We start from the raw sequence: 25,555 nt of genomic DNA on the forward strand, positions 1-25,555 counted from the left end.
TGTCGACGGATTGTCGACGGCTGCTGCGACCGTGGAGCGCACTGGAGAGGACGCAGCCGGGACGGCCGGCCGGGGAGGGACGGCGGTCCGGGCAGGTCGAGGGGAGGCTCGCGATGCGAAGGCCGGTGCTCAGATCCAACGGGCTCGGGGATGAGCGAAACGGCGGCAGCGCGGCCACACCGGGCGCGCTCTCTCCGTCCGCCGAGGCGGCGGCGATCGTGGGGGACGACCACGCCGCCGCCCGGCACCTTTCGACACGGCGCAACCGAGAGCTGGCCGCACGGCGTGCGGGGCAGGGGCACCGCCGGTGCGGACGCCGGGACCTTCCGCCTCCCCGGCCCCGGTAGCCGCACCGGCGGATCCGCCACGATTCCGTATCTGGCCCCGGTGCCCCGGCTCCTCTCGGTGTGAACGAAGTTCCGCGGGGCGTGGACTTCCGCGTGCTCGGCGCGCTGGAGGTCCACGCCGACGGCAGGCGCCTCGACCTCGGCGGGCCGCGGCTGCGCGCGCTCCTGGCACTGCTGCTCGCCGCGCGCGGGCGATCGGTCAGCGTATCCGCGCTGGTCGACGAATTATGGGGGCCCGCGGCGCCCGACGACGCCGGCCGCACCGTGCGCACGTATGTTTCGCGGCTGCGCAAGGCGTTGCAGCCCGCGGCGGGAACCACGGACCTGATCCTCACCCGCCCGCCCGGGTACGCGCTGCCGCTGCCACCGGAGTTGCTCGACGTGGCCCGGTTCGAGCGGCTCGCGACCGCCGGGCGCGCGGCGCTGACCGCGGGCAGATCCCCGGAGGCGGCCAGGAATCTCGTGGCCGCGCTCGACCTGTGGCGGGGCCCGGCCTACGACGAGTTCCACGATGTGCCGTCCCTAGCCGCCGAGGCGGAGCGGCTCACGCAACTGCGGCACGAAGCGCTGCAGGACCGGATCGACGCGGACCTCGCGCTCGGCCAGGGCCGTGAGCTCATCGCCGAACTGCAGGCCCTGACGGCCGCGCATCCCGGGCACGAGCGGCTCTGGGGTCAGCTGATGAAAGCGCTCTACCGGGCGGGGCGGCAGGCCGACGCGCTGCGCACCTTCCGGCGTGCCCGGCAGCAGCTGCTGGAGGACGCCGGGGTCGAACCGTCCCCGGCCTTGACGGGTGTCCAGCGTCAGATCCTGGCGCAGGACAAGGCCTTGCTCGCGCGCCAGGACGAAGCGCCCGGCCCGCTCGCCGCCGGGGCGCGGGCGCTGCTCGGCGAGGGCGATCTGAGGACGGGACGGCGGCAGTTCGAGATCGCGTACGGGCTGGCCGAGCGCGCGGGCGACGGGCCCGGCGCGGCGGAGGCGATCCTCGGCCTGTCCGGGCTGTGGGTGCACGAGCACCGCACCGCCACCGGTGTCCACCAGCTGCGCACACGCCTGGAGAGAGCGCTTTCCGCAGTCGGCCCGGACTCGCCGCTGGCCCTGCGGCTGCGCGTGCGGCTGGCGGGCGAGGCCGACTACCGCACGGCCGGGCACGACCGGATTCTGGCGCGGCTGCGGGAAACCCGCACCGCCGGGGACCCGGTCGCGCTGGCCGAAGCGCTGAGCATCGCGCACCATTGCGTGCTCGGGCCCGCGCACGGTCCGCTGCGCCAGTCACTGGCGCTGGAGCTGATCGGCGAAAGCACGCGCACGGGCCGGCGCGCGGACCGGCTGATGGGCCTGCTGTGGCACACCGTCGACCTGTTCCTCGCCGCCGACCGCCACGCCGAGCGCCGCCTCGCCGAGCTGGAACTGGCGCTCGCCGAGAACGACTTCCTCGCGGCGCGGTTCACCACGGAGGCGATGCGGGTCATGCTGACCATCCGCGCGGGCCGGTTCGACGAGGCCGAGAAGCGCGCACGGGTGTGCGCCGAGCTGGGCGAGCGGACCGGTGACGCGGACGCGATGGGCTGGTACGGGGCGCATCTCGTGGCGATCCGCTGGTTCCAGGGCAGGCTGCCGGAGCTGCTGCCCCTGCTGGACGACCTCGTGCACTCCACGACCCTGAGCACCCTCGACAACTCGTACTTCGCCGCACACGCCGTGGCGGCCGCGCACGCCGGGGACCACCGGGCGGCGGCCGGGTCACTGGCGCGGCTCGCCGGGCACGGGCTGGAGACGCTGCCGCAGTCGAGCACCTGGCTGGTGTCGATGAACGGGGTCGCGGAAAGCGCTTACCGCTTGCACGACGGGGAAACGGCGGCGAGGGCGTACGAGCTGATCGGCCCGTACGGCCAGCTGCCGGTGATGGCGAGCCTGGCCGTCGCGTGCTTCGGGTCGGCGCAGTACGCGCTCGGGGTGTCCGCGCTGGCGATGGGTAAACCGGAGCTGGCCGTCCGCCACCTGCGGACCGCGGTGCGCCACAACCTCGCGCTCGGGCACTGGCCCGCGGTCGCGGTCGCCCGCGCGCGCTACGCGGAAGCGTTGCTGGCGCGGGGTTTTCCGGAGGACGCGGAGACCGCCGAGGCCGAGCGGGCGCTGGCCGCCCGCGACGCGGCCGCGATGGGCAGTTCGATCTCCTGAGCGCTCACTCCCACGGCGTGGCGCTGTTCATCAGCCCGATCATCCCCGACACCAGGCGCATCTGCGCGACGGTCCGGATGTCGGCCTCGACCAGCCGCGGCGAGCACACCAGCACGGCCAGCACCTGCGCGCGGGACAACGCCACGTTGAGCCTGTTGCGGGACAACAGGAAGTCGAGTCCGCGCGGCAGGTCGACGGCGGAGGACGACGTCATGGTCGCGATCACGACCGGTGCTTCCTGGCCCTGGAAGCGGTCCACGGTGCCGACCCGCACGCCGGCGTAGCCCGCGCGCTCCAGCTCCCTGGCGACGACCCTGACCTGCATGTTGTACGGCGCGACGACGAGGATGTCCTGGTCCCCCAAGGGCCGCCGCTCCTCGCCGTCCGTCCACATCCGACCGTGCACTGTGGACACCAGATCGACCACACGTGCCGCTTCCTCGGCCGACCGGGTGGTGTTGCCCCGGTGCTCCACCTCCACCAGCCGCAGCCCGGGCTCGACACCCTCGATGCTCCGGGACGCGGTGGACGGGTGGGCGTGCAGCAACCCGGCGTAGGACAGCCGCGACACCGGTTCGCACACGCCGGGGTGCATCCGCCGCGTCTGGTCCAGGAAATACCCCAGCTCGGGCGGCATCACGTCGGCGTCGCCGAGCAGGTGCCCCAGCGCGGACGCCTCCGCGCCCGCCGGGTGCGTGCCCTGCACGACCTGCGGCAGCTGCTGCGGATCGCCCAGCAGCACGAGGTTCTTCGCGGCCGTGGACACGGCGAGCGCGTCCGCCAGCGCGAACTGGCCCGCCTCGTCGATCACCAGCACGTCGAACGGCTCCGACCGGATCGCGGCGTTCGCGAAGGTCCACGCCGTGCCGCCGACCAGGTGCCCGGTGTCGTGCTCGGCGCGCCAGCGCACCAGCGCGTCGTTCGTCTTCGGCTGGTCCCACGGCGTTTTGGGGTCCGGGGTTCCCTTGGGGCGCTTGGCACACGGCAGTTCCGGCGCGTTCTTCTTCGCCGCCGCCAGCACGTTCTCGACCGCCTTGTGGCTGGTCGACGTCACCGCCACCGTCTTCCCCTCGCGCACGAGGTGGGCGATCAGCTTGCCGGCCAGGTATGTCTTGCCCGCACCGGGCGGGCCCTGCACGGCGAGCGCGGAATGGTCCAGCAGATCGACCGTTTCGATCACCGTGCGGACCAGGTCCTCGCCGGGTTCCGGCAGCGGCGCGCTACCGCGCAGCCGGGGCGGAACCCGCCGCAGCAGGTCGATCCCGGGGTGGCGCGGCAGTTCCGGCAGGGTGTCGACCGCCAGCTGCGCCAGTTCGGCCACGGCCTCGTCCTTGGGCGACGGACGCACGGGACTGCCGGGCAGGACCGCGGCCGGACGGTCTCCCGTCGTCTGATCGGGCGGGCAGCTTTCGGTCAGGGTCAGCTCTTCCGCCGACGCCGCCACGACTTTGGCGTCGCGGGACGCGCCGCCGTAGCGCAGCCGGACCTGGTCGCCGGGCGCGAAGGGATGCGGCCGCTCGGGGTCGCAGCCGAGCACGAGCGTGCGCTTGGCGAGTTTGGCGCGGCCCGACGGCGGCACCCACTCCCCCGCGTCCACCGACACCGGGACCGCGCACGTGGCGTCGACCTCCAGATCGTGCAGCGGCGCGGCCAGCTGGCGGAAGTACTCCCACCACGCGGGGTTCGTCTCGCGGCGGTGATAGCCGACCGAAGCGGCGAGCAGGTCGCGGGTCTCGGTGCCGTCGTGCAGCGCGCCGACCAGACCTTCGAGGTAGGCGGCGCGTTCGGCGCGGCGCTGGGCGGCGACGTCCTCCGTGGTGTCCTTGAGCAGAGCGTCCACTTCGGACTCTTCGGCGGGCGCCCGCAGTTCGATGCCGGCTTTTTCGCGGGTCTCGTGCAGGAACTCGAAAAGCCGCAACGTGGAGACGCAGTCGTACTCGTTGTAGTCACTGATCCCGCGCAGCACTTCGTCGGCCTGCTCGGTTTCGCCGAGCCCGCGGAGCGTCAGGTAGTCCTCGTACGCTTCGATGCTCGACACCGCCGTCTTCACGTCGCCGTCGCGCGCCGCGGGCATGTACAGCGGCTCCAGGTACTTGATGGAGTACGACCGCTGTGACACCCGCAAAGCCTTGCGCACCACCGCGTAGAGGTCGACGAGCGCACCGGCGCGCAGCAGGTCGTCCACCGCCTCCTCGCGGGTGCCGTGCTGCGCGGCGAGCCGTTTGAGCGCGGTGACTTCGTAGGGCGCGTAGTGGTAGACGTGCGAGCCGGGGTGGGCGGCGAGGCGCTCGGTGGCGAAGTCGACGAACGCCTCGAAGGCGGACTTCTCCTCCAGCCGGGTGTGCGCCCAGAAGGGCGTGAACCGCTGGCCTTCTTCGGCTGTCACGGCGCCGAAGAGGTACTCCAGCCCTTCGCCGCCGAGCGCGTAGGGATCGCCTTCCATGTCGAAGAAGACGTCGCCGGGCGCGGCGGGCGGGAGCGCGGCGAGCACGTCCGGGTCGATGATCTCGTAGCTGATCTCCCCCGTCGCGTCCTGCCGGACCTGGATCGCGGCCTGCGCGCGCAGCGCGGTGAACGTCGTGACCGACATGTCGCGCGGGCGGTCGTCCGGCCCGGCCACGGCGAGGGCGTCGATGGTGCGCACGCCGGCTTCGACCAGCTTGCGGCGCTGGTCCGTGCGCATCCCCGCGACGAGCGCGAGGTCCCGGTCCGCCTCCCGCGCGTCGGCGCAGTGCCGGGCGAACGCGCATCCGGTACAGGCTGGGCGTTCGTCGGCCCACAACTGAGCGGGCAGGGCGGGCTCGCGGGCCGTCAGTTTCGCGCGCAACCGGTGCAGCAGCGGGACGAAGTCGTCCACGTGCAGGGACCGGGTGGTGCCGTCGCCGAGCAGCAGGTGCATGCCCGGCCCCGCGGGCCAGCCGGCGCGGCGCAGGGCGTCCGCGTACGCGGCGAGCTGGATGACCGCAGACGGGCGGGCGTGCCGGGCCAGCTTGGTGTCGTACACCTCGTAGCGGCCTTCGTCGTCGCGCACGAGAAAATCGGCCCGGCCGGTGAACTCGCCGTCGTCGAACACCGCCTGGTAGATCACCGGGGCGCCGGAGCGCAGCGCGTTCGCCGTCTCGGCGGCGGCCGTGGCGTGGTCACGGAAGTCGATCTCCACGAGCCCCGGGCGCCGTTCCCGCAGCCGGGCGAGTGTGGCCTCTTCGTGCGCCTGACCGTGTTTCACCGCGAGCCGGTCGCCCCCGGCTTCGGGCCGCGGCGCGCCGGGCAGGCCCGCCGCCAGCGCCTGTTTCAGGACGCTCCGGTGCTCGCATTCGAGCAGGTCGGCGAGGTCGGAGGGGGTGTGCATCGCGGCGAGTCTGGCACGGTTTCCCTGCCCCGCCACGGCTTTCCGCCGCGACACGCCGGGGTGTGGGTCAGGGTACGAGCACGCAGCGCGTCCCGCTGTAGATCGTCGGCATGCACTTGTTGCAGTGGATGCACAGCGAGCGGGCGGCCGGGTCCTCCTGCAGGCGCTTCGGCAGATCGGGCTCGCGCAGCAGGGCGCGGGCCATCGCCACGAAGGCGAAGCCCTCGGCCATCGCGCGGTCCATGGTCTCCTTCGTGGTGATCCCGCCGAGCAGGATCAGCGGCAGGTCCAGCTCGGCCCGGAACTGCCGCGCCCGCTCCAGCAGGAAGGCCTCCTCGAACTGGTAGGACTTGAGGAACGCCCGTCCCGCCAGGCGCACGCCCCACCGCTGCGGCACCGGGAAGGTGGCCGCGAACTCGCGCAACGGGGCGTCGCCGGTGAACAGGTACATCGGGTTGAGCAGGGAGCTGCCCGCGGTCAGTTCGAGCGCGTCGAGCCCGCCGTCGGCCTCCAGCCAGCGCGCCACCTGGAGGGCTTCGTCGAGCCAGAAGCCGCCGGGCACGCCGTCGTCCATGTTCAGCTTCGCCGTGATCGCGATCCGGTCGCCGACCGCTTCGCGCACCGCGCGGGCGATGTCCAGCGCCAGCTTCGCGCGGTTGCGCAGGCTGCCGCCGTACGCGTCGTCGCGGCGGTTCAGCTTGGGGCTCAGGAAGGAGCTCACGAGGTAGTTGTGTCCAAAGTGGATTTCCACGGCGTCGAAACCCGATTCGGCCGCGAGGCGGGCGGCCCCGGCGTGCGCGGCGGTGATGCGCTCGAGGTCCCCGGCCGTGGCGGCCTTGATCGGCTGCAGGCTCAACGGGCTGAACAGCTTGCTCGGCGCGAGGGCGGGCAACCGGTTGGAGGCGCCGTTGGCGACCGGGCCGGCGTGCCCGATCTGCGCGCTGACGGCCGCGCCCTCCGCGTGCACCGCGTCGGTGAGCCGGCGCAGGCCGGGCACGGCGTCGGGGCGCATCCAGATCTGGTGCCGGTCGGTGCGGCCCTCGGGCGCCACGGCGCAATAGGCCACGGTAGTCATGCCGATACCGCCCGCGGCGTGGCGCACGTGGAAGTCCACGAGCCGGCCGGTGACCAGCGCGTCCGGCGTCGCGCCCTCGAAGGTGGCCGATTTGAGCACGCGGTTGCGCAGCCGCACCGGGCCGAGCTTCGCGGGCGAGAACACCTCGGGCGGGGTCATGGTTTCGCCTCCAAACCGGCCGTGAGGAAGGTGCGCAGGGTGGCTGTCGTGGCCGGCCCCACGTCGGCGTCCCCGGCCAGCGGGGCGCCGATGGTCTGCATGATCAGGTCGAAGGCCAGCAGCCAGCGCCGGCGCGCTTCGGGCACGGACAGCTCCGGCCGGGCCTCGCGCAGCAGCTCCGTCCACGGGCGCAGCCGGAACCAGTGCGCGGTCCACCGCACCCGTCTGCGGCCGAGCACGACCCGGGCCAGCAGCCGCAGGTGCAGGCGGCCCAGCGGGTCGGCCGCCAGCTCGGTGAACGGGGCGAGAACGAGGTCGACGAGCTCGGCGACGGCGGGCTTCCAGCCGGCCTCGCGCCGGGCCTCGAGGTCGTCGAGCTGCCCCTGCCAGCGGGGCGCGAGCCGGTCTTCGAGGAGCGCCGCGACGAGGTCGTCCTTGGACCCGAAGTGGTAGTGCACGGCGGCGGGGTTCATGCCCGCGGCGGTGTTGATCGCGCGGACGGAGACGTCGTCGTACGGGGCTTCCGCCAGTAGCCGCTCCGCCGCGGCGAGCAGCTGCTCCCGCGTTCCGGTCGTCGCTTCGGTGCGCACCGGCCCAGTAGACAGGGTCCCGGCTGATTTTTCAATCACTGATTGAAGCAGTGCTGGCACGGGTGCCGGACCTCACGGTGAGGTCACCGGTGCCTGCGGCACACTGGGGACCGTGCAGCGGGACCAGCCGGGACCTCCGCCGCTGCTGGCCGCGGGGGTCGTCGTGTCCGGGATCGTCGCCGCCGCCGTGCTCGGCGATCCGTGGTACTTCCTCGCCGCGGTGATCGCGGCCGTCGCCGTGATCCCGGCCTGAGCCCGCGCGCCCCGGCCGGCGTCCACAGTGGACTCAGGGGCGCGGGTGCCGGAGGTCGTACTCCTCCGCCGCCGCTCGCTGGGTGCGGACCCGGAGCACGCTTTCGCCCTCCTCGTCGGGGGCTTCGTTGAGGCCCAGCTGGACGGCGCGCCGGATCTGCTCGCGGTTCTCCCGCACCACCTCGGAGAAGAAGTCGTCGATCCGGGGGTCCTCCAGCACCTCGAGCAGCACCCGGAACGACGTGTCCACCACCGCGCCGACGATCTCGCCGTGGAACGGCAGCCGCCGCAGCCTGCCCAGCTGCGGGTCCTGCGCGAGCTTTTCGGTGATGATCGCGCGCAGCTCGGGCCGGTTCTCCGCCAGCGACTTCGCCAGGTTCTCCGGGTAGTTGCCGGTCTCCAGCACCTTCACGACCTCGTCCAGCACCGCGATGGTGATGGGTTTCTTGATCGCGTGCACGATCGGCTCGGCCAGTTTGTCCATGAGCCGGAAGAAGAACTGCTCCCCCAGCGCCCGGTCGGCGGCGCGGCCGATCCGCACCAGCAGCAGCACCACGAGCAGGAACCGGTGGCCCAGCATCACGGGGTGGGTGACCGGGATCATCGCGAACAGCTCGTACCAGTTGCGCACCAGGAAGCGGCGCGCCCACCCGCGTTTGCGCCAGCGCCACAGGAAGTCGGCCAGGAACAGCACGCACACGACGCAGTCGGCGTAGAACATCCACAGCTGCGCCTCGTGCGAGGGCGGGCTGAGGAGCAAATAGGACGGAAGCCCCACCGAGACCACGGCGAGCACGAACATGATCCAGTCGTCCGCGTGCACGTTGCCGGGCAGGATGCCGCTGTTGAGCTCCGGCTCCCGGGACTCGGATGGCGTGGGCATGCGCCAGATCATGACATGAACGCCGCGCTGGAGCGCACTCCAGGTTTAGGGTTGGGCTCATGCGCTTCGCTTTCAAGACATCCCCGCAGAACACCACGTGGGAGGACATGCTCGCGGTGTGGCGGGCCGCCGACGACATCGAGCTGTTCGAGTCCGGCTGGACGTTCGACCACTTCTACCCGATCCTCGGCGCCGATCCCGAAGGCCCGTGCATGGAAGGCTGGGTCACGCTGACCGCGCTGGCGCAGGCGACGAAACGCCTGCGGCTGGGCACACTGGTCAGCGGGATCCACTACCGGCACCCGGCGCTGCTGGCCAACATGGCGGCCACTTTGGACATCGTGTCCGGCGGCAGGCTCGAACTCGGCATCGGCGCGGGCTGGAACGAGCAGGAGTCCGGCGCGTACGGGATGCGGCTGGGCCCGGTGAAGGAACGCAGCGACCGGTTCGAGGAGGCCTGCGAGGTCATCGTCGACCTGCTGACCAAGAAGTCCACCGACTTCCAGGGCGAGTACTACCAGCTGACCGGCGCGTTCTGCGAGCCGAAGCCCGTGCAGCGGCCGCATCCGCCGATCTGCATCGGCGGCAGCGGCGAGAAGCGGACCCTGCGCACCACCGCGAAGTTCGCCCAGCACTGGAACTTCGTCGGCGGCACCCCGGAGGAGTTCGCCCGCAAGCGGGACGTGCTGCACCGCCACTGCGCCGACGTCGGACGGGACCCGAAGGAGATCATGCTCTCCAGCCACGTCCGGCTCGGCCCGGACGGCGACTTCGGCAGGCTGGTGGCCGACATCGAGGCACTCGGTGAGCGTGGTCTGGACCTCGCGATCGTGTACCTGCCGCCGCCGCACACCCCGGACGTGCTGGAGCCGCTGGCGAAAGCGCTTTCCGAAATCGCCTGACCACACTGGGGCGGGGCCGCTTCCGGCCCCGCCCCCTCGTTTCAGGGCACGAGTACGGCGTAGTGCAGGCCGGTGCTTTCCGCGGCCACCTCCAGCCCGCCGGCCGGGTCGTCCAGCGACACCCGGCGCGGGTCCAGCACCTCCAGGTCGATCAGCCCGGCCTGGACGAGCCGCCACACGCTCAGCGTCGTTTCCGGCCCGGCCATCCAGGACCCGCGGATGGTCTGCCGCCGGCGCATGATCTGCCCGTACGGCACCGGAAGTTCCTGCCGCACCCCGCCGACGAGCACCATCGTGCCGGACGGGCGCAGCGAGTCGTACCCCGCCATCGTCGGCTCCGCGCTGGGCACCATGCCGAGCGCGTCGAGCACCACGTCCGAACCGCCGCCGGCGTCGAGGAGCGCGGTGGCATCGGCCTCACGGTCACCGCTGAGCGGGACCGGCACGATCCGCGGGTCCACCGCCGCCAGTTCGTCCAAAGTGGACTTGTTGCGGCCCGCGGCCACCACCCGGCCCGCGCCGCGCGCGAGCGCCACGAGCGTCGCGGCCGTGCCCATCTGACCGGTCGCGCCGAGGACGGTGACGACCTGCCCGGCGCTCTGCTCCGCCCGGACGAGCCCTTCGGCCGCGACCGACAGCCAGCCGAGGAACGCCAGCCGGGCCGGGTCCCAGCCCTCCGCGCCGGGCAGCGCGACGAGGGATTCCTTGGGCGCCAAGGCGAACTCCGCGCAGGCCCCGTCGCGCCACAGCTCCTGCATGGCGCGGGTCTCGCCGGTCGGCAGACCCCGCCAGCCCACGCCGGTCCAGCCGACGAGGATCTCGCTGGGCTCCTCCGTGCGGCCCGTGCCGAGCAGCGAACTGTTGATCACGATCTCCCCCGGCCGCACGCCGAACACGTCGGCGGCCACGTCCTCGACCCGGCCGATGCACCCGGGCCCCATGACCGCCGGCGCCGGGAAGCTGTAGTTCCGCCCGCCCGACACGACTTCCCGGGTGTAGGCGGGCACGTGCACGGCCAGCACCTCCAGCAGTGCCCCGCCGCCGCGCAGTTCCGGCTTCGCGATGTCGGTGCCGCGGAGTTCCCCGCCGATCTCTTCGATGGTCCAAGCTCGCATGGCCCCCAGTCTTCGGCGGATTTAACCTGGTATCCAGAATGCAGTTATTCTGGTACTGGAGGTGCCATGTCCGCTCCCGCGATGCGCCGCCGCGAACTCGGCGCCTTCCTGCGCAGCCGCCGCGCCCGGCTGACGCCCGCCGACGTCGGCCTGCCCGGCACCGGGCGAAGGCGCACGCCCGGCCTGCGCCGGGAGGAGCTCGCGTTGCTCGCCGGGATCAGCGCCACCTGGTACACCTACCTCGAGCAGGGGCGGGACATCCGCCCGTCCGGACAGGTCCTCGGCTCGCTCGCGACCGCGTTGCGGCTGTCGGAGTCCGAGCGCGAGCACCTGCTGGCGCTGGCCTCGGACAGCGCCACGGAACTGGCGCCGGAATGGCTGCCCGCGCAGGTCGCGGCGATCCCCGGGCTCGTCCAGCCGAACCCGTCGTACATCACCGGCGCCAGCTACGACGTCCTCGCCCGCAACGACGCCGCGGACGAGCTGTTCCCCGGCCTCGACGGTCCCGGCGTGCCGAACGTCGCGCGCTGGATGTTCACCGACGACCGCGCGCGGCACATCCTCGTCGACTGGGAGCGCGAGGCACAAAGCCTGCTCGCCCGGCTCCGGGTGGCGGCGGGCCGGCATCCCGGCGATCCCCGGTTCACCCGGCTCGTGGAGGAACTGCACACGGAGAGCGCACAGGTGCGGGCGTGGTGGCCGCGCTACGACATCCAAACCACGCGCGGCGGCACGAAACGCCTGCGCCACCCCACGCGCGGCCGCATCACCCTGACCCACACGGCCTTCCACCTCGCCGACGCGCCCGAGCAGACGCTGGTGATCTACACGGGCTGACTCCGGCGCCCATGTTTGCCCGTCCCGCGCGTGTGTTGGCCGCCCCCGCGCGCGTATTGGCCACCCCCGCGCGTGTGTTGGCCGCGGCTGGCATCACGCCCGCCCACGCGAGCAGTCCACACACGAACGGGAGCAGCCAACACACCGACGCGAGGGGCCAACACACCCACGGGAAGGGCCAACACGCGGGATTACCGCGCGGGCACCGGGAGTTCCACGGCCCGCCGCTGCGCGGGCGGGGCCGGCGCGGCGCCGAGGTCCAGTACGGCTTGCGGGTTCAGCCAGCCGCCGAGCCGCTCGCGCAACGCGTGTTGCAGTTCCGACATCTTCTCCGGCGCCGGGAGCACCGACACGGGCGCGCCGCGGGCGATCGACGTGAGCAGCACCCGCTGCAGCGCGCAGCCCGCGCGAAGCTGCGCGTGCGGCGTGTCCGCGATCGAGCTCAGCACCACCAACTGTCCACTGTGGACGACTTCCCCGGGCAGGGAGGCCGCGTCGAGCGGGATCAGCTCCGCGCCCTCCCGCGCCGCGGCGCCGGCGAGCGGCGGGAGCAGGGCACGCGAGCGGCGGCCGGCGATGGCCTGCGCCAGCGCGCGGTCCGTCGTGCCCGGCCGGGCACGGGCGCGCACCCGCAGCGTGGCCAGCAGCTCGGGTCTTTCCTTGTCCGGCAGGAAGTCCGCGGTCGCGGCGAACCCCGCCGCGGCGAGGACCAGCTGCGCGTTCAGCACCCCCGCCCCGGCGGTGACCCGCGCCTGACGGGACTCGTCGGCGGGATCGAGCAGTATGTCCATCCGGCTTCCGGTGGCGGCGAGCCGCCACCGCTGCCCGCCGCGGGCCCGGCGGGCGGCTTCCAGCGCGGCGGTGAAATCGAGGGTTCTGGTCATCGGGAGACTCCTGCCGGCATGCGCTGGCACCTACCCTGGCGCCACCGGCCCAAACAGTCCAGGGTCTTTTTTCCTCGAAAGCGCGCGGTCACCGGGAGGCGTGGCTCAACGCCGACCAGTCCCGCGCCCAGCGCGTGGCGCGATGCCGCTCCAGCGCCACATGCGCCGCGCACACCAGCAGCCCGGTCACCAGCACCACGCCGAGCCACAGGAACAGCGCCACCCCGATCGCGATCCAGACCACGTCACCGCTCGGGATCGGCGGCGGCACCGGATTGCCGGAGCGGTCGAGCCAGATCGGCACCGTGGTCCCGGCGGGCGTGCCGGCGTCGGCCCCGACCGTGCCACGCCGTTCGCTGCCGTCGGGCAGCAGCCACACCGCGTCGACCGACCGGAACCGGTCCGCGTCCCCGATCGCGTCCGGCACGGAGGCGATCAGCCGCGCGGTCGCGGGCACCCGGCTGGCGTGCTGTTCCCGCGACTGCGCCGCGAAACCCGCGTACGCCTGGGAACCGACGGTCAGCGCGACCGGCACGGCGGTCAGCACCACGAGAGCCGCGACCACGAGCAAAGCGGCTTCCAGCTTGTCGCACCCGCGCACGAGGGGATTGCCCATCCGGCGCAGCACGGCGACAATCATCGCGGCACCTTCATGCAGCACAATCTCGCCGATCGACGGCGCGTGACGAAGGGCCATAGGTCCCCGAAAATTCCCGGGCCGCGCCGGGGCGTTCCCGTGACCTTCTGCCCTTCCCGCCGTGCGTGCGCCCGGAAAAATGGGCGGGAGGCGACCGGAAGGGGGCACCGCCGTGGACAGCCGGGACTCCGCCCTGCTCGACGTTTTCACGCCCTGGTACGACTTCGCGCTGACCGAGCACCTCTTCGTGCCCGCCTCGCCCGCCGCGACCTACGGGTCGGTGGCGGCGCTGCGTTCGGCGGGCTGGCGCGCCCCGCCGCTCGCCACGCTCTCCTGGGTGCGGGGCGAACCGGTCCGGCTTCGGCCCGACGCCGCCGTGCCCGCGTTCGAAGAAATCCTGCTCGGCGGGCCGTGGCGCGTGCTCGGCGAGCGGCCGGGACAGGAGCTGGTGCTGGGCGCGGCCGGCCGGTTCTGGACCCGGATCCCGCACTGGCACCGGGTCAGCCGCGCCGAGTTCGTGACCTACGCCCGGCCGCGTTCGGGCACGATCGCGGTCGCGTTGTCCGTGCGCCCGGCGCCCGCGCACGGGTCGCTGCTCACCTTCGAAACCCGCTGGACCGTCGTCGACCCGGTGGCCCGGCACTGGGCGGAATGGTGCTGGGCCACCATCAAACCCTCGGCCAGGGTCATCGCCCGCCAGGTCCTGCACGCCGTGCATTCCGCGGCCGCGCGGACCTGACCGCCGGGGCCGTGCAGGGGTTAGGCTTTTCCCGGTTCGCACGGCTCGAGGAGGTGTGCGGCGGATGCGTGAAGACATCCCGGCGGAGCTGGCCGCGGCGATCGCGCTCGGCGGCGAGATGGGCCGCCGGGTCAGCGAGTACGACTGGTCCGCGCACCCGCTCGGCCCGCCGCGGGACTGGCCGCCCGCGGTGTGCTCGGCGGTGGCGCTGGCGCTCACCTCGCGGTTCCCCATCGTGCTCTGGCTGGATCCCGCGCACCTCACGCAGGTCTACAACGACGCCGCCATCCCGCTCGTCGGCGAGAAGCACCCGGCCGCGTTCGGCCGCTCCGGCCGCGAGGTGTGGTGGGAGGTCTGGGATTCCATCGAAGAGATGGTCGGTGGGGTCTTCCGCGAGAGCCGCGCCACCTGGTCCGACGACCAGCTGCTGCCGCTGATGGCCGGCGGGCGGCTGTGGGACCGGCACTTCACGTTCAGCTTCGGCCCGATCCTGTCCCCCGGCGGCCGCGCCGACGGAATCTTCTGCGCCGCAACGGAAACCACCGCCCGGGTGCTGGCCGCGCGCCGGCTCAATCTGGTCAACGAGGTCTCCACGAGCCTGCTGGAAACGCGCACGGTCGACGGTGCCGTCGCGGCGATCACGAGCGCCTGCGCCGGGCACGGCGAGGATCTGCCGTTCGTCGCCGTCTACCTGGACGACGCGGTGAAGGCGAAGAGACTGCACAGCGCCACCGCGGCCGCCCGCGATCTGCTGCCCGGCACGCTGGAAGCGCTCGCCCCGGCCGACTGGTCCGAGTCCGGCGCCCACCTCGTGACCGGCCTGCGCGACAGCATTCCGGCGCTGGCTTCGCGGTTTCCCGGGTTCGCGCCGGAGGAAGCGCTCGTGCTCCCCCTCGCCGACGCGGCGACCGGCGGCGCGGTCCTGTTCGGCCTCAACCCCCGGCAGCCGTTCGACGAGCAGTACCGCGGGTTCTGCCGGCTGCTGGCCGATCAGCTCGCGGCGGCGTTCGCGATCGCGGGCTCCTACGAACGGGAGCGCCGCCGCGCGGATTCGCTCGCCGATCTGGACCGGGCGAAGACGGCGTTCCTCGCCAACGTCAGCCACGAGTTCCGCACCCCGCTGACCCTGATGCTCGGCCCGGTCGAGGACGCGATGGCCGAAGCGGAGCACGAGCCGCTGCAGCTGAAACGGCTGGAAACCGTGCACCGCAACGCGCAGCGCCTGCTGCGGCTGGTGAACTCCCTGCTGGACTTTTCCCGTACCGAAGCGGGAAAAGCCACCGCGCACCGGGTGCGCGCCGACGTCGGCGCACTCACCGCGCAGATCGCGTCGTCGTTCGCCGAACTGTGCCGGCAGGCCGGGATCGACCTGGTGCTCGCGTGCCGCCCCGCGTTCGCCGAGGTGGACGTGCAGATGTGGGAAACGGTCGTGCTGAACCTGCTGTCCAACGCGGTCAAGTTCACCTTCGCCGGGTCCATCACCGTCGAGGTCGCCCCCGCGGCGGCTGGCCAGGTGCGGATCACCTTCACCGACACCGGGACCGGAATCCCGCGCGAGGACCTGGACAAGCTCTTCGACCGGTTCTATCGCGCGGGCAACACCCGCGGCCGCAGCGTCGAAGGCAGCGGCATCGGGCTCTCCCTCGTGCACGGGCTGGTCGAGCTGCACGAGGGCACCATCGAGATCGACAGCGAACTGGACTTCGGCACCGCCGTCACGATCCGGCTGCCCGCGGCGGCCGACGGCACGCCCGTCACGACGCCCGCCCCGGCGGCCGGCAACTCCTATCTGGCCGAGGCGAAGCAGTGGCTCGGCAGCTCCCCCGGCACCGGCGCGCGCACCGGCCGCAAGCTCGTCCTGATCGTGGACGACAACGCCGACCTCCGCCGCCACCTCGACCGGATCCTGTCCGAGCGCTGGGACACCTGCGTGTTCGGCGACGGCGAGTCCGCGCTGAGCGGGATGCGCGAGCACCGGCCCGACGCCGTCGTGACCGACCTGATGATGCCCGGCATGGACGGGTTCGAGCTCGTCGCCGCGATCCGCGCCGACCCCCTGCTCGCCGCCACGCCGGTGCTGATGCTCTCCGCGAGGGCGGATCTCGAAAGCGCCGGAGAGGGCCTCGCCGGTGGCGCGGACGACTATCTGCCGAAGCCGTTCAGCTCCCGCGAGTTGCTCAATCGCGTCACCGCGCGCCTTACCGCGGTGGAGCGGGAACGCGCCGCCCGCGACCTGGAGGAGGCAGCGACGCGGCGGGCACAAGCGCTCGCGGAATTCGGTTCGGTGCTCAACGCCGCGACGTCGGTCGAGGAGATCCTCGGCGCGCTGCTGTCGGCGCCGCTCACCCCGCCGGATTCGGCGGCCCTCGGGCTGCTGGAGAACGGCGGGGACCGCATCCGCATCGACTACGCCGGTTCGGTGCACGCGGAACTGCGGGACCGCTACCACGTCGTGGCGATCGACGCCCCGGTGCCGATGGCGGCGGCCGTCCGCTCCGGGGAACCGATCGTCTTCACCGACCCGGACGACGTCGCCCCGCGGTTCCAGGTCGCCGCCCGCGACGCCCTGCCCAGCGTCCGCGCCGCGGTGGTGCACCCGATCCGGTCCGCGGGCGGCTTCGTCGTGGGCGCGATTTCCGTGCACTGGAACGGATCCCACAAACCCGGCGACGTCGAACTGGAAGTGGCGGCACGCGTCGCGGAGCTGACCGGGCCCGCCTTGGACCGTGTGCTCGCCGCCGAACGGGAGCACCGGATCGCCACCGATTTCCAGGACCAGCTGCTGGATCTGGACCAGAGCTCGGTCAACGCCGTGGTGGCGGCGGTCTACCAGCCCGCCGCGGAGGCCATGCGCGTGGGCGGCGACTGGTACCTGGTGGCGCCGCTGAGCGACACCGGCCCGGTCGCGCTGTCGGTCGGCGACGTCGTGGGGCACGGCCTGCCCGCGGCCACCGTGATGAGCAAACTGCGCAGCGCGATCGGCGCGGCGGCGCTGACCGTGCGCTCTCCTTCCGAGGTGCTGGACCTCGCCGAGCGCTACGCCGCGTCGGTGCCGGGCGCCGCCTGCACCACGGTCGCCTACGCCGTGCTCGACTCCGGCGCGCACTCGATTTCCTATGCGTGCGCCGGTCATCCGTACCCGCTGCTCGTGACGCCGGAGGGCGTGCGTTTCCTCGAACACGGCAGGCATCCGCCGCTGGCCGCGCTCAGCTGCCACGCCTCGGGACGGATCGGCGAAGCCGAGCTGCCGCCCGGTTCACTCGTGGTGCTCTACACCGACGGGCTGATCGAACGCCCCGGGGAGTCCATTTCGGACGGTTTCGGCAGGCTGGCGGACGTGGCCGCCGGACTCCGCCACGTACCGGCCGCCGCGGTGTGCACCGAGCTGCTGCGCCGGATGACGCCGCCCGGCGGGTACACCGACGACGTCGCGATCCTCGCCGTGCGCCCGGTCGGCACCACCCCGGACACCTTCGTCGCCTCGGTGCAGGCGGACGCCGCCGAGCTGCCCGTGCTGCGCCACCGGCTGCGCGCCTGGCTCGAAGACCTGCGCCTCGGCGACGAAAAGCAGTACGACGTCCTGGTGGGGGTCGGCGAAGCGGTGAGCAACGGGATGGAGCACGGCAGCGGGATGGACCGCCGGAAGACCGTCTCCGTCGAGGTTTTCGCCGGCGAGCACACGATCTCGGTGACCGTCGGGGACCGCGGCCGGTGGCTGGCGGACTCCTCGGCGAGCCGCCGCACCGCGCTCCGCGGCCGCGGGCTCACCCTCATCAACGGCCTCGCCGACCACGTCGAAACGGTGCGCTCGGCGCGCGGGACCCAGGTCACCATGCGGTATCGCCGGGGGCCGGATTCCGCCTCACAGGAGGAAAAACCGTGACGGCGGGCCGGTACACCCTGCACGTGCGGCACGGTCTGCCCGCCACGGTGACCGCCGAGGGAGAGGTCGACGCCACCAACGCGAGCGAGTTCGCGGCCGCGCTCGACGGCATCCCCGGCTCGGTGGTCCTCGACCTCGGCGGCCTGCGTTACCTCGACAGCGCCGGGTTCGCCGCGCTCGACAACCTGCTGGCGCACCGGAAGATGACCGTCGTGCTGCCGCCGGGCAGCAGGCTGCGCAAGGCGGCGGCGCTGATGGGCCTGCCCCACCACGACGACGTGCCGAGCGCGGCCGCCCAGCTCTGAGTCCACTGTGGACTCTAGCCGTGCAGCCGCCATTTCATCGTGACCGTCGTGCCCTCGGCCCCTGAAGCGCGGACGCTGTCGTCGGCCAGCGCGGCGATCAGCAGCAGCCCGCGGCCGCGAAACGGGTCGGCGCCGTCCGGGGTCTTCCAGGTGCCCCAGTCGGTCACCGTCACCGTCAGCTCGCCGTCGTCGGCAACGGCGAGCACGTCCAGCAGCCCGTCTTCGCGTCCGCGGTACGCGTGCTCGGCCGAGTTCGCCATCGCCTCGTAGCTGGCCAGGACGAGGTCCTCGCACCGCTCCGCCGCGAGCGCGTGCCCGGTCGCCCACACCGCCAGCGCCTCGCGCACCGGGGTGAGACCGGCCGCGCTCGCCGCGATCCGATGGTGGAACTCCCGCACCGAACCGGTTTGCCCGCCGGCGGGCACGTTCCTCATGTCCCGGCCCGGTGCCGCACGTGGATCAGCGCGATGTCGTCGTCGTGCCTGCCGCCGGTGAGACCGGTGATCAGCTCGTCGCAGGCGGCGCCGACATCCGGCGCTTCGCGGAGCGCGGGCAGCCCGGACAGCAGCCACCGGATGCCCAGCGTCAGATCGCGGGTGCGGCTTTCGACCAGCCCGTCGGTGTAGAGCAGCAGATCGGTGCCCGGCTCGAACACGGTCTGGCGTTCGGCGAACTTCGACCCGACGCCCAGTGGCTGCGACAGCGCCTCCCCGATCTCCTCGATGGCGCCATCGGGGCGCACCAGCACCGCGGGGAGATGCCCGGCATTGCCGTAGGTGAGCGTATGGCCGTCCGGCTCGTGCACCGCGTAGAAGCAGGTGACGAAACTCGGGTCGAACAGCGCACCGGCCAGTTCCGAAACCTCGCGCAGCAGGTCCGCCGGCGGGAGCTCCAGCTGCGCGTAGGACCGGATCGCGGTGCGCACCTGGCCCATCACGGTCGCCGCGGTGACCCCGTGCCCGACGACGTCGCCGATCACGAACGCCGTCCCGCCGGAACGCAGCCGGATCACGTCGAACCAGTCCCCGCCGATCTTGCTGCCGGTGGCGGCTGGCAGGTAGCGGGTGACGATGTCCAGGCCCGGGATCTCCGGCACCACCGGCAGCATGCTGCGCGAGAGCTGGCCGACGAGATGGCGTTCGCGGTCGAAGAGCCGGGCATTGTCCAGAGCGATGGCAGCGTAGCCCGCGATGCCCTCGGCCACGTACTCGTGCCGCTCGGTGAACCGGCCGGTTCCGGGGTGGCCGAAGAAGAACCCGCCCAGCACGTCCCCGCTCGTGGGGCTGACCACGGACACGGCGAGATAGCTGCGCACCGGCAGATGCCCGGCGGGCATCCCGTGGTACGGCTCGTTCCGCCCGAACCGGGGGTCGGCGGTGATGTCGCCGCTGCGGACCGTGCCCTGCCCGTCGAAGGTCGGGGCGAACACGTCGGTGTTGCGGGGCATGGGAAAACCGGCGAACGCCTCGCGCGCGACCCCGGAAAGCGTGTACAGCGTGTAGGACTCGCCGAGCTCGTCGACGAGGTTGTAGAAGAACGCGCCGAAAGCGGCGCCGGTGGCCTTCGTGGCCGCGTCCGTGGCGTCCTGCACGATGCGGTCGATGTCGAGCTGCGCGGTCAGCTGCCTGCCCACCGAATGCAGCGCGTCCACCACCGCGGCCTCGGTGCGCAGCCTGCTCACCTCCGCGGCCAGTTCCGCCGTGGCCGCCCTGATCCCGGCCGCGACGAGCTCGTGCTGGCCGCCCACGGGAACGCTGGTGAAGAACAGCCGCGCCCCGGTTTCGTCGGCGACCACCACCGCGCCCGTGACGGTGATTCCGGGCAGCAGCGCGCCGAGCACGTCGTCCTCCGGGACGACCACCGTCAGCCCCTCGGAACCGGGCGGCAGCAACTGGTCCGCCTCGGCCGGGCTCAGCCGGCGCGTGCTCACCGCGACGGGCTCGCCCATCCCGTTCACGAACGCCCGGCGGACCGCGTCCGCGACCGCTTCCGTGCCCCGCCCGGACATCATCGCCCGGCCAGCGCCGCGGCGAGCGTCGGGAACACGGCCAGTTCGTCGGTCAGCCGAGTGAGCTCCAGCGGGCGCAGGGTGAGCCTGTTGTCGGCGACCACCCGGACCGCGACCGTCGCGCCGTGCCGGCGGTGCGTGCGGACGAGGACGGCCATTCCGGCCGAGGCCAGGAAATCCACGTCCGTGAGGTCGATGACGAGGACACGGGGGTGGTCGCGGGACGCCCTGTCGACGAGCTGCTGCAGCTTGGGTGCGAGGGCGAGGTCGAGCGCGCCGCTCACCCGGAGCACGGCCGCCCCGCCGGAGCTCTCCAGCACCACGGCCCCCGCCGTGCTTTCGGCCTGGCTGTCGGCAGTTCCGTCCGTCATGCGCTCAATACTGCACTTCCGGCCACCCGGCAGCCCAGCGAAATCCGCTTTTCGGTCCGAAGCAACGCATTCCGCCGCCACCCCGTGCACGGCTGACCACAGCCACGCCGTATAGGTCGTTATACATCATGGTCCACTTCGGACAGACCACGACCGGGTTTCCGCCTATCCCGTGATTTTCTTTCCCTTACCCGGGGCATCCCTGACAAATCCCTGATTTTCCCGGCGGTCCGGTTCTCCCGCGCCGCCACTGCCCTACTTTCCCCCTTGTCAAGGGGAAATCCCGTCGCAAAAGGGGGCGACGTCCGTGAAACTCGCCAGACTGCCCGCCGGCCGGATCGGCAAATGGGTCGGGCTCGTGCTGTGGATCGCGGCATTGGTGGTGTTCGCGCCACTGGGTAACAAACTCGGCGACGTCGAGGACAACCAGGCCTCGTCCTGGCTGCCCGGCAACGCCGAATCCACCGAAGTGCTGCGACTGTCCCAGCAGTTCCAGGACAGCAATGTGTTGCCGGCCATCATCGTCTACGAAAAACCCGGCGGGCTGAGCCAGGCCGACCTCGGCGCGATCGCCGCGCAGGCCCAGCAGCTCAGTGCCCTGCCGCGGGTGGCGCAGCCCGCTGTCGGGCCGATCCCGTCCGGGGAAACCCCGGCCCCGGCGGCCGCGCAGGTGATCGTGCCGGTCGACGTCGGCAGCGGAGGCTGGAGCGAGCTGGGCTCGTTCGCCGACCGCATCCACGACATCACCGACAGCAGCCCGCCCGGGGTGACCGCGCACCTGACCGGGCCCGTGGGCACCGCCGCCGACAACGCGAGCGCGTTCGGCGGGATCGACGGCGTGCTGCTGTTCGCGGCGCTGGGCGTGGTCATCGTGATGCTGCTGCTCACCTACCGCAGCCCGGTGCTGTGGCTGCTGCCCGTGCTGGCCACCGGCACCGCGCTGATGGTCTCGCAGGGCGTAATCTACCTGCTGGCCAAGTACGCCGGGCTGACCGTGAACGGCCAGAGCGCGGGCATCCTGACCGTGCTCGTGTTCGGCGCGGGCACCGACTACGCGCTGCTGCTCGTCGCGCGGCACCGGGAAGAACTGCGGCGCCACCAGGACCGGCACGAAGCCATGTCCGTGGCGCTGCACCGCGCCGGCCCCGCGATCGGGGCGAGCGGCGCGACGGTCATCGTGGGCATGCTGTGCCTGCTGTTCGCGGATCTCAACTCGACCGCCGGGCTCGGCCCGGTCGCGGCGATCGGCATCGGGGTCGCCCTGCTGGCGATGCTCACCCTGCTGCCCGCGCTGCTGACGATCTGCGGGCGCTGGGTGTTCTGGCCGGTGCGGCCGAAGTTCGGCTCGGCGGACCACATCGAAACCGGGTTCTGGGCCCGCACCGGCAACCGGATCGCGAAGGCCCCGCGGGCCACGTGGGCGGTCACCTGCCTGGTGCTGGGCGTGCTCGCGCTGGGCACCCTGACCCTCAAGGACGACGGGCTGACCAACGCCGGCGCGTTCACCGGCAGGCCGGATTCCGTGGTGGGCGGGGAAATCCTGCAGCAGCACTTCCCGGCGGGCAGCGGCCAGCCGATCCAGGTGATCGCCGACGCCGCGCGCGCCCAGGAGGTGCGGAGCGCGTTCGAGTCCGTGCCCGGCGTGGTGTCGGTGACGGAACCGGTGGCGCGCAACGGATACGCGTACCTCGAAGGCACCACGAGAACGTCGCCGGACAGCGAAGCCGGGATGGCGACACTGGTCCAGGTGCGTGACGCCGTGCACCGGGTGCCGGACGCGCACGCGCTGGCAGGCGGCGCGGCGGCGATCAACTACGACGTGGCGCAGGCGAACAATCACGACCGGAGCCTGATCATCCCGGTGGTGCTGGCGGTGGTGTTCGCGATTCTCGCCCTGCTGTTGCGCGCGTTGCTGGCGCCACTGCTCTTGGTGGCCACGGTGGTGCTTTCGTTCTTCGCGACGCTGGGGATCAGCGCGTTCTTCTTTGACCATGTCTTCGGTTTCGAGGGCGCGGACGCGTCGTTCCCGTTGTTCGTCTTCGTGTTCCTGGTGGCATTGGGGGTGGATTACAACATCTTCCTGATGACCCGGGTGCACGAGGAGACGAAGACGCGCGGCACCAGGCGGGGCATGCTCACGGGGCTCGCCGCGACCGGCGGGGTGATCACCTCGGCCGGGCTGGTGCTGGCCGGCACGTTCGCCGTGCTGGGCACGCTGCCGCTGACCTTCCTCGCCGAGCTGGGTTTCGCGGTCGCCGTGGGCGTCCTGCTGGACACGATCATCGTCCGCGGGGTGCTCGTCACCGCGCTGACGCTGGACATCGGGCGCTGGATCTGGTGGCCGCACCCGCTGATGCGCCACCATGACACTCCACCGGCGGCGCCGGTGCCCGTCGAGCGCGCGAAGACCTGAGGCCGGAGGAGGAGCCATGCCAGAGCGGCGGAAGGGCCGGTGGACGGCCGAGATCGAAGGCGATTTCGTGGTGTTCCTGATCGGCACGCTGCCCAGCCCGCGCCATCCCGTGGCGTGGTTCCGGGACCTGGGCGGGCGGCGCGGGATGAAGCACATGCTGGACGAGCTGATGGCGGACCCGGACAGCGGGCTGCTCGGCTACACGATGGGGTTCCCGGTGATCGTCCAGTACTGGCGGAGCTTCGAACAGCTCGAGAAGTACGCCGGTGAGCCCGCGCTGTCCCACGCCCCGGCCCAGAAGCAGTACTGGCGGCGGGCCAGCAAAAACGGCCAGGCCGCCGGGATCTGGCACGAAACCTTCCTCGTGCGGGACGGTGAGTACGAGGCCGTGTACGGCAACATGCCCGGGTTCGGGCTGGGCACCGTGCGCGGCAGTCAGCTCGTGCGCGCGGGAGGTTCGGCGCGGGACCGCCTGCGCCACAACAAGAAATCGGCGTGACGAGCCGGAGCGGCTCACCGGCCGGTGAGCTGCTCCGCGCTTCGCGTGTTGCGCACCCTGTCCGCGCCGATGCCGTGTTGTTCGGCGCGGACGCAACCGGAGCCCTGCCAGGTGAGCTGGCCCGGGGCGTGCGCGTCGGTGTCGATCGCGAACTCGCAGCCGAGTTCGACGGCCAGTCGCAGCAGATCGTCCGGCGGGTCCTGGCGTTCCGGGCGGCAGTTGATCTCGACGGCCGTGCCACTTTCCCGGCACGCGGTGAACACGGCTTCGGCGTCGAACACCGACTGCGGCCGCCCGCGCCCGGCGAGCAGGCGGCCGGTGCAGTGGCCGAGCACGTCGGTGTGGGGGTTACGGACCGCGGCCAGCATGCGCTCGGTCATCGGGCGGGAGTCCATGCGCAGTTTGGAGTGCACGCTCGCGACCACGACGTCCAGGCGTTCCAGCAGGTCCGGGCGCTGGTCGAGGGAGCCGTCGTCGAGGATGTCCACCTCGATTCCGGTGAGGATGCGGAACGGCGCGAGCTGCTCGTTGAGCTTGCCGATCAGCGCGAGCTGCTCCTCGAGTCGTTCCGCGGAGAGCCCGTTCGCGACGGTGAGCCGGGGCGAGTGGTCGGTCAGCGCCAGCCACTCGTGGCCCAGCGCCTTGGCCGCTTCGGCCATCTCGAGGGGCGGGCTGCCACCGTCGGACCAGTCGGAGTGGGCGTGGCAGTCGCCGCGCAATGCCTTGCGCAGCGGGGTTTCCTCGACTTCCTGGACGCCGCCGAGCACCTTCGTCAGGTACTCGGGCTCCTCCCCCGCCACCGCCTGGGCGATAACCTGCGCGGTCGCGTCGCCGATGCCGGGAAGCTTCTTGAGCGTGCCTCCGCTGACGCGCCGCGCCAGCTCTCCCTCGGGCAGCTCGTCCACCACGGCCGCCGCCTTGCGAAAGGCGCGCACGCGATACGTCGGTGCCCCACTCCGCTCGAGCTGGAACGCGATCTGCCGCAACGCCCACACCGGATCCATGCCCTCTGCCTTACCCGAGTCCGGCGCCTTTCGCACGTCCTGGTTGTTTGGCTGGTCTTGCCGGGACCGGGAGGGGGCGTTTGTCGTCGCGTCCGTAGAGGACGACGATCGCGGTGCCGTGGCCGCCGATCCAGGCGTGGCGGGGTTTTCTCGGCGAGTTGTGGGTGGAGGGCGTTTCTCTCAGCTGGAGCGTTTCGCCCTCCGGGAAGCACGCGGTGATCGTGGTGCTCGTTCTGGGCGCTTTGTGCACGGCGACGGAGGCGGACCGCCAGCCGGTGCGCATGACCGCAGCGTAGCGACGGCTCCAGCCGCGGACCGCCATCGCGGAGCACGCGACGCCCACCGCGCCCGCGATCATCGCGCCGATGAAGAGCGCCCGAAGATTGTCGTCGACGTTGTCGTCCTCGGGAGTGCGGACGTGGCCCGGATCGGCCGGGTCGACGAGGACGGTGATCTGAGGGCCGACCTTCCGTTTGTCGCTGAGCAGCACGGTGGCGGTGCGCTCGACGCCGCCGCCCTCGTAGCGCACCACGATCGACCACTGGCCCTTCGGGGGCTGGGCTGCCGACATCACCGTGGCCGTCACCTTGGTGCCGGTGTCGAGAAGGTGTTGTGCCGTGGCCGAAAGCCGGTTCAGCCCGAGCGCCCCGCCGGAGATGGGAAGCAGCCAGAGCACCGCGACGGCCACGGCGCGCCAGGCGAGTACCCGCAGGCGCGGGATCTCGGCGGCGAGTTCGGGGCGTGAACCGGGCTCGGGTGAGAACTCGATCGGTTTCGGGCTGGTTCTGGTTTTGAGTGCCACGCGGAGCCCGGCGGCGATCGCGAGGGCCGCCGCGATCAGAACCCGAGGAATTCGGCGGGCCATCCCGGTTCCTTCAGCGGCGTGGCGGCGATGGCGAGGGGGCGCGTTCTGCCCCGATAGGCGAACGACACGACGAAGCGCGAGCCGACGGGACGAGCCCGCGCGTTCGGAACCCTCGGTCACCCGTTGATCATGCCGGTTGGCGCGGCGCTGGGGAAGCGAGTTCGGGTGGCGCCGCCCGGAAGATCGGCGGCGCTCTCTAGGTGCGCATGGTGTGGAGGGTGTTGCGGCGGGGTTCTTGGTGGGGGTCGATGTGGGTG

Annotated in this window: 21 protein-coding genes; 9 read left to right on the forward strand and 12 right to left on the reverse strand. The window is 72.3% G+C overall.

All coding sequences use genetic code 11. The annotated features are described in order from the left end of the window. Positions 1–407 precede the first annotated feature (407 nt). Positions 408–2,528 (forward strand): AfsR/SARP family transcriptional regulator, encoded by a 2,121-nt coding sequence (locus tag FPZ12_RS22075; protein ID WP_144752175.1) that lies wholly within the window; start codon positions 408–410, stop codon positions 2,526–2,528. Positions 2,529–2,532: 4 nt separating this feature from the next. On the opposite strand, the gene FPZ12_RS22080 is transcribed toward FPZ12_RS22075, so the two are convergent. From FPZ12_RS22080 to FPZ12_RS22090, 3 genes are all read right to left on the reverse strand, one after another. After that, a complete protein-coding gene (locus FPZ12_RS22080) occupies positions 2,533–5,877 on the reverse strand; it encodes a TM0106 family RecB-like putative nuclease (RefSeq protein ID WP_144752178.1) in 3,345 nt (1,114 codons plus the stop codon). Between the two features lie 67 nt (positions 5,878–5,944). Then, complete coding sequence (locus FPZ12_RS22085) at positions 5,945–7,111, reverse strand: NADH:flavin oxidoreductase (protein WP_144752181.1); 1,167 nt, start codon at positions 7,109–7,111, stop codon at positions 5,945–5,947. Beyond that, positions 7,108–7,701: a TetR/AcrR family transcriptional regulator gene (locus tag FPZ12_RS22090; protein ID WP_144752184.1), complete on the reverse strand. Its 594-nt coding sequence runs from the start codon at positions 7,699–7,701 to the stop codon at positions 7,108–7,110. The genes FPZ12_RS22085 and FPZ12_RS22090 overlap by 4 nt, the downstream gene beginning before the upstream one ends. A gap of 112 nt (positions 7,702–7,813) precedes the next feature. Between FPZ12_RS22090 and FPZ12_RS45670 the strand changes: the two genes are divergently transcribed. After that, positions 7,814–7,954, forward strand: coding sequence for a hypothetical protein (locus FPZ12_RS45670; protein WP_166462862.1), 141 nt, complete (start codon positions 7,814–7,816; stop codon positions 7,952–7,954). A gap of 33 nt (positions 7,955–7,987) precedes the next feature. Here the strand turns inward: FPZ12_RS45670 and FPZ12_RS22095 are convergent, their stop codons facing one another. After that, entirely contained in the window at positions 7,988–8,836 is an 849-nt protein-coding gene (locus tag FPZ12_RS22095) for an ion transporter (protein ID WP_144752189.1), read from the reverse strand. 59 nt (positions 8,837–8,895) lie between these two features. On the opposite strand from FPZ12_RS22095, the gene FPZ12_RS22100 reads away from it, so the two are divergent. Next, complete coding sequence (locus FPZ12_RS22100; RefSeq protein ID WP_144752192.1) at positions 8,896–9,738, forward strand: LLM class F420-dependent oxidoreductase; 843 nt, start codon at positions 8,896–8,898, stop codon at positions 9,736–9,738. 41 nt (positions 9,739–9,779) lie between these two features. On the opposite strand, the gene FPZ12_RS22105 is transcribed toward FPZ12_RS22100, so the two are convergent. After that, positions 9,780–10,853 carry a zinc-binding dehydrogenase gene (locus FPZ12_RS22105; RefSeq protein ID WP_144752195.1) on the reverse strand — a complete coding sequence of 358 codons (1,074 nt, stop codon included), beginning with the start codon at positions 10,851–10,853 and terminating at the stop codon, positions 9,780–9,782. 66 nt (positions 10,854–10,919) lie between these two features. On the opposite strand from FPZ12_RS22105, the gene FPZ12_RS22110 reads away from it, so the two are divergent. Further along, entirely contained in the window at positions 10,920–11,690 is a 771-nt protein-coding gene (locus FPZ12_RS22110) for a helix-turn-helix transcriptional regulator (protein WP_144752198.1), read from the forward strand. Positions 11,691–11,881: 191 nt separating this feature from the next. Here FPZ12_RS22110 and FPZ12_RS22115 read toward each other — a convergent pair whose 3' ends face one another. Together FPZ12_RS22115 and FPZ12_RS22120 are read right to left on the reverse strand one after the other, a co-directional pair. Beyond that, positions 11,882–12,574: a hypothetical protein gene (locus FPZ12_RS22115; RefSeq protein WP_144752201.1), complete on the reverse strand. Its 693-nt coding sequence runs from the start codon at positions 12,572–12,574 to the stop codon at positions 11,882–11,884. A gap of 88 nt (positions 12,575–12,662) precedes the next feature. Further along, positions 12,663–13,214, reverse strand: coding sequence for an Rv1733c family protein (locus FPZ12_RS22120; protein ID WP_144752204.1), 552 nt, complete (start codon positions 13,212–13,214; stop codon positions 12,663–12,665). Positions 13,215–13,383: 169 nt separating this feature from the next. Between FPZ12_RS22120 and FPZ12_RS22125 the strand changes: the two genes are divergently transcribed. The 3 genes from FPZ12_RS22125 (at position 13,384) to FPZ12_RS22135 (ending at position 18,138) form a co-directional block, all read left to right on the forward strand. Next, positions 13,384–13,950: a hypothetical protein gene (locus tag FPZ12_RS22125; RefSeq protein WP_144752207.1), complete on the forward strand. Its 567-nt coding sequence runs from the start codon at positions 13,384–13,386 to the stop codon at positions 13,948–13,950. Positions 13,951–14,014: 64 nt separating this feature from the next. Then, a complete protein-coding gene (locus tag FPZ12_RS22130; protein WP_144752210.1) occupies positions 14,015–17,833 on the forward strand; it encodes a SpoIIE family protein phosphatase in 3,819 nt (1,272 codons plus the stop codon). Continuing rightward, positions 17,830–18,138 carry an STAS domain-containing protein gene (locus FPZ12_RS22135; RefSeq protein ID WP_144752213.1) on the forward strand — a complete coding sequence of 103 codons (309 nt, stop codon included), beginning with the start codon at positions 17,830–17,832 and terminating at the stop codon, positions 18,136–18,138. Before FPZ12_RS22130 ends, FPZ12_RS22135 begins: the two co-directional genes overlap by 4 nt. 14 nt (positions 18,139–18,152) lie before the next feature. On the opposite strand, the gene FPZ12_RS22140 is transcribed toward FPZ12_RS22135, so the two are convergent. From FPZ12_RS22140 to FPZ12_RS22150, 3 genes are read right to left on the reverse strand one after another with little or no spacing between them, the layout of a single operon-like run. Beyond that, positions 18,153–18,572, reverse strand: coding sequence for an ATP-binding protein (locus FPZ12_RS22140; protein ID WP_144752216.1), 420 nt, complete (start codon positions 18,570–18,572; stop codon positions 18,153–18,155). Then, positions 18,569–20,149, reverse strand: coding sequence for a PP2C family protein-serine/threonine phosphatase (locus tag FPZ12_RS22145; RefSeq protein WP_144752219.1), 1,581 nt, complete (start codon positions 20,147–20,149; stop codon positions 18,569–18,571). The genes FPZ12_RS22140 and FPZ12_RS22145 overlap by 4 nt, the downstream gene beginning before the upstream one ends. Then, on the reverse strand, positions 20,146–20,517 hold the full coding sequence (locus FPZ12_RS22150) for an STAS domain-containing protein (RefSeq protein WP_144752222.1): 372 nt from the start codon (positions 20,515–20,517) through the stop codon (positions 20,146–20,148). The genes FPZ12_RS22145 and FPZ12_RS22150 overlap by 4 nt, the downstream gene beginning before the upstream one ends. A 307-nt stretch (positions 20,518–20,824) precedes the next feature. On the opposite strand from FPZ12_RS22150, the gene FPZ12_RS22155 reads away from it, so the two are divergent. Further along, positions 20,825–22,930, forward strand: coding sequence for an MMPL family transporter (locus FPZ12_RS22155; RefSeq protein ID WP_243769966.1), 2,106 nt, complete (start codon positions 20,825–20,827; stop codon positions 22,928–22,930). Positions 22,931–22,946: 16 nt separating this feature from the next. Further along, a complete protein-coding gene (locus FPZ12_RS22160) occupies positions 22,947–23,429 on the forward strand; it encodes a monooxygenase family protein (protein WP_144752228.1) in 483 nt (160 codons plus the stop codon). 14 nt (positions 23,430–23,443) lie between these two features. Here FPZ12_RS22160 and FPZ12_RS22165 read toward each other — a convergent pair whose 3' ends face one another. Together FPZ12_RS22165 and FPZ12_RS22170 are read right to left on the reverse strand one after the other, a co-directional pair. Further along, positions 23,444–24,433: a PHP domain-containing protein gene (locus tag FPZ12_RS22165; RefSeq protein ID WP_144752230.1), complete on the reverse strand. Its 990-nt coding sequence runs from the start codon at positions 24,431–24,433 to the stop codon at positions 23,444–23,446. Positions 24,434–24,443: 10 nt separating this feature from the next. Further along, a complete protein-coding gene (locus tag FPZ12_RS22170; protein ID WP_144752233.1) occupies positions 24,444–25,298 on the reverse strand; it encodes a ferredoxin reductase domain-containing protein in 855 nt (284 codons plus the stop codon). Between the last annotated feature and the right edge of the window lie 257 nt (positions 25,299–25,555).

This window comes from Amycolatopsis acidicola (genome assembly GCF_007713735.2).
In the GTDB taxonomy this organism is placed as follows: domain Bacteria; phylum Actinomycetota; class Actinomycetes; order Mycobacteriales; family Pseudonocardiaceae; genus Amycolatopsis_E; species Amycolatopsis_E acidicola.

Bases quoted from the DNA above. Each gene is read 5' to 3' on its own strand.
- FPZ12_RS22095 (WP_144752189.1), bottom strand. From the start codon at position 8,836: ATGCCCACGCCATCCGAGTCCCGGGAGCCGGAGCTCAACAGCGGCATC.
- FPZ12_RS22110 (WP_144752198.1), top strand. From the start codon at position 10,920: ATGTCCGCTCCCGCGATGCGCCGCCGCGAACTCGGCGCCTTCCTGCGC.
- FPZ12_RS22150 (WP_144752222.1), bottom strand. From the start codon at position 20,517: ATGACGGACGGAACTGCCGACAGCCAGGCCGAAAGCACGGCGGGGGCC.
- FPZ12_RS22160 (WP_144752228.1), top strand. From the start codon at position 22,947: ATGCCAGAGCGGCGGAAGGGCCGGTGGACGGCCGAGATCGAAGGCGAT.
- FPZ12_RS22100 (WP_144752192.1), top strand. From the start codon at position 8,896: ATGCGCTTCGCTTTCAAGACATCCCCGCAGAACACCACGTGGGAGGAC.
- FPZ12_RS22115 (WP_144752201.1), bottom strand. From the start codon at position 12,574: ATGACCAGAACCCTCGATTTCACCGCCGCGCTGGAAGCCGCCCGCCGG.
- FPZ12_RS22130 (WP_144752210.1), top strand. From the start codon at position 14,015: ATGCGTGAAGACATCCCGGCGGAGCTGGCCGCGGCGATCGCGCTCGGC.
- FPZ12_RS22165 (WP_144752230.1), bottom strand. From the start codon at position 24,433: ATGGATCCGGTGTGGGCGTTGCGGCAGATCGCGTTCCAGCTCGAGCGG.
- FPZ12_RS22170 (WP_144752233.1), bottom strand. From the start codon at position 25,298: ATGGCCCGCCGAATTCCTCGGGTTCTGATCGCGGCGGCCCTCGCGATC.
- FPZ12_RS22140 (WP_144752216.1), bottom strand. From the start codon at position 18,572: ATGAGGAACGTGCCCGCCGGCGGGCAAACCGGTTCGGTGCGGGAGTTC.
- FPZ12_RS22120 (WP_144752204.1), bottom strand. From the start codon at position 13,214: ATGATTGTCGCCGTGCTGCGCCGGATGGGCAATCCCCTCGTGCGCGGG.
- FPZ12_RS22145 (WP_144752219.1), bottom strand. From the start codon at position 20,149: ATGATGTCCGGGCGGGGCACGGAAGCGGTCGCGGACGCGGTCCGCCGG.
- FPZ12_RS22105 (WP_144752195.1), bottom strand. From the start codon at position 10,853: ATGCGAGCTTGGACCATCGAAGAGATCGGCGGGGAACTCCGCGGCACC.
- FPZ12_RS22085 (WP_144752181.1), bottom strand. From the start codon at position 7,111: ATGACCCCGCCCGAGGTGTTCTCGCCCGCGAAGCTCGGCCCGGTGCGG.
- FPZ12_RS22080 (WP_144752178.1), bottom strand. From the start codon at position 5,877: ATGCACACCCCCTCCGACCTCGCCGACCTGCTCGAATGCGAGCACCGG.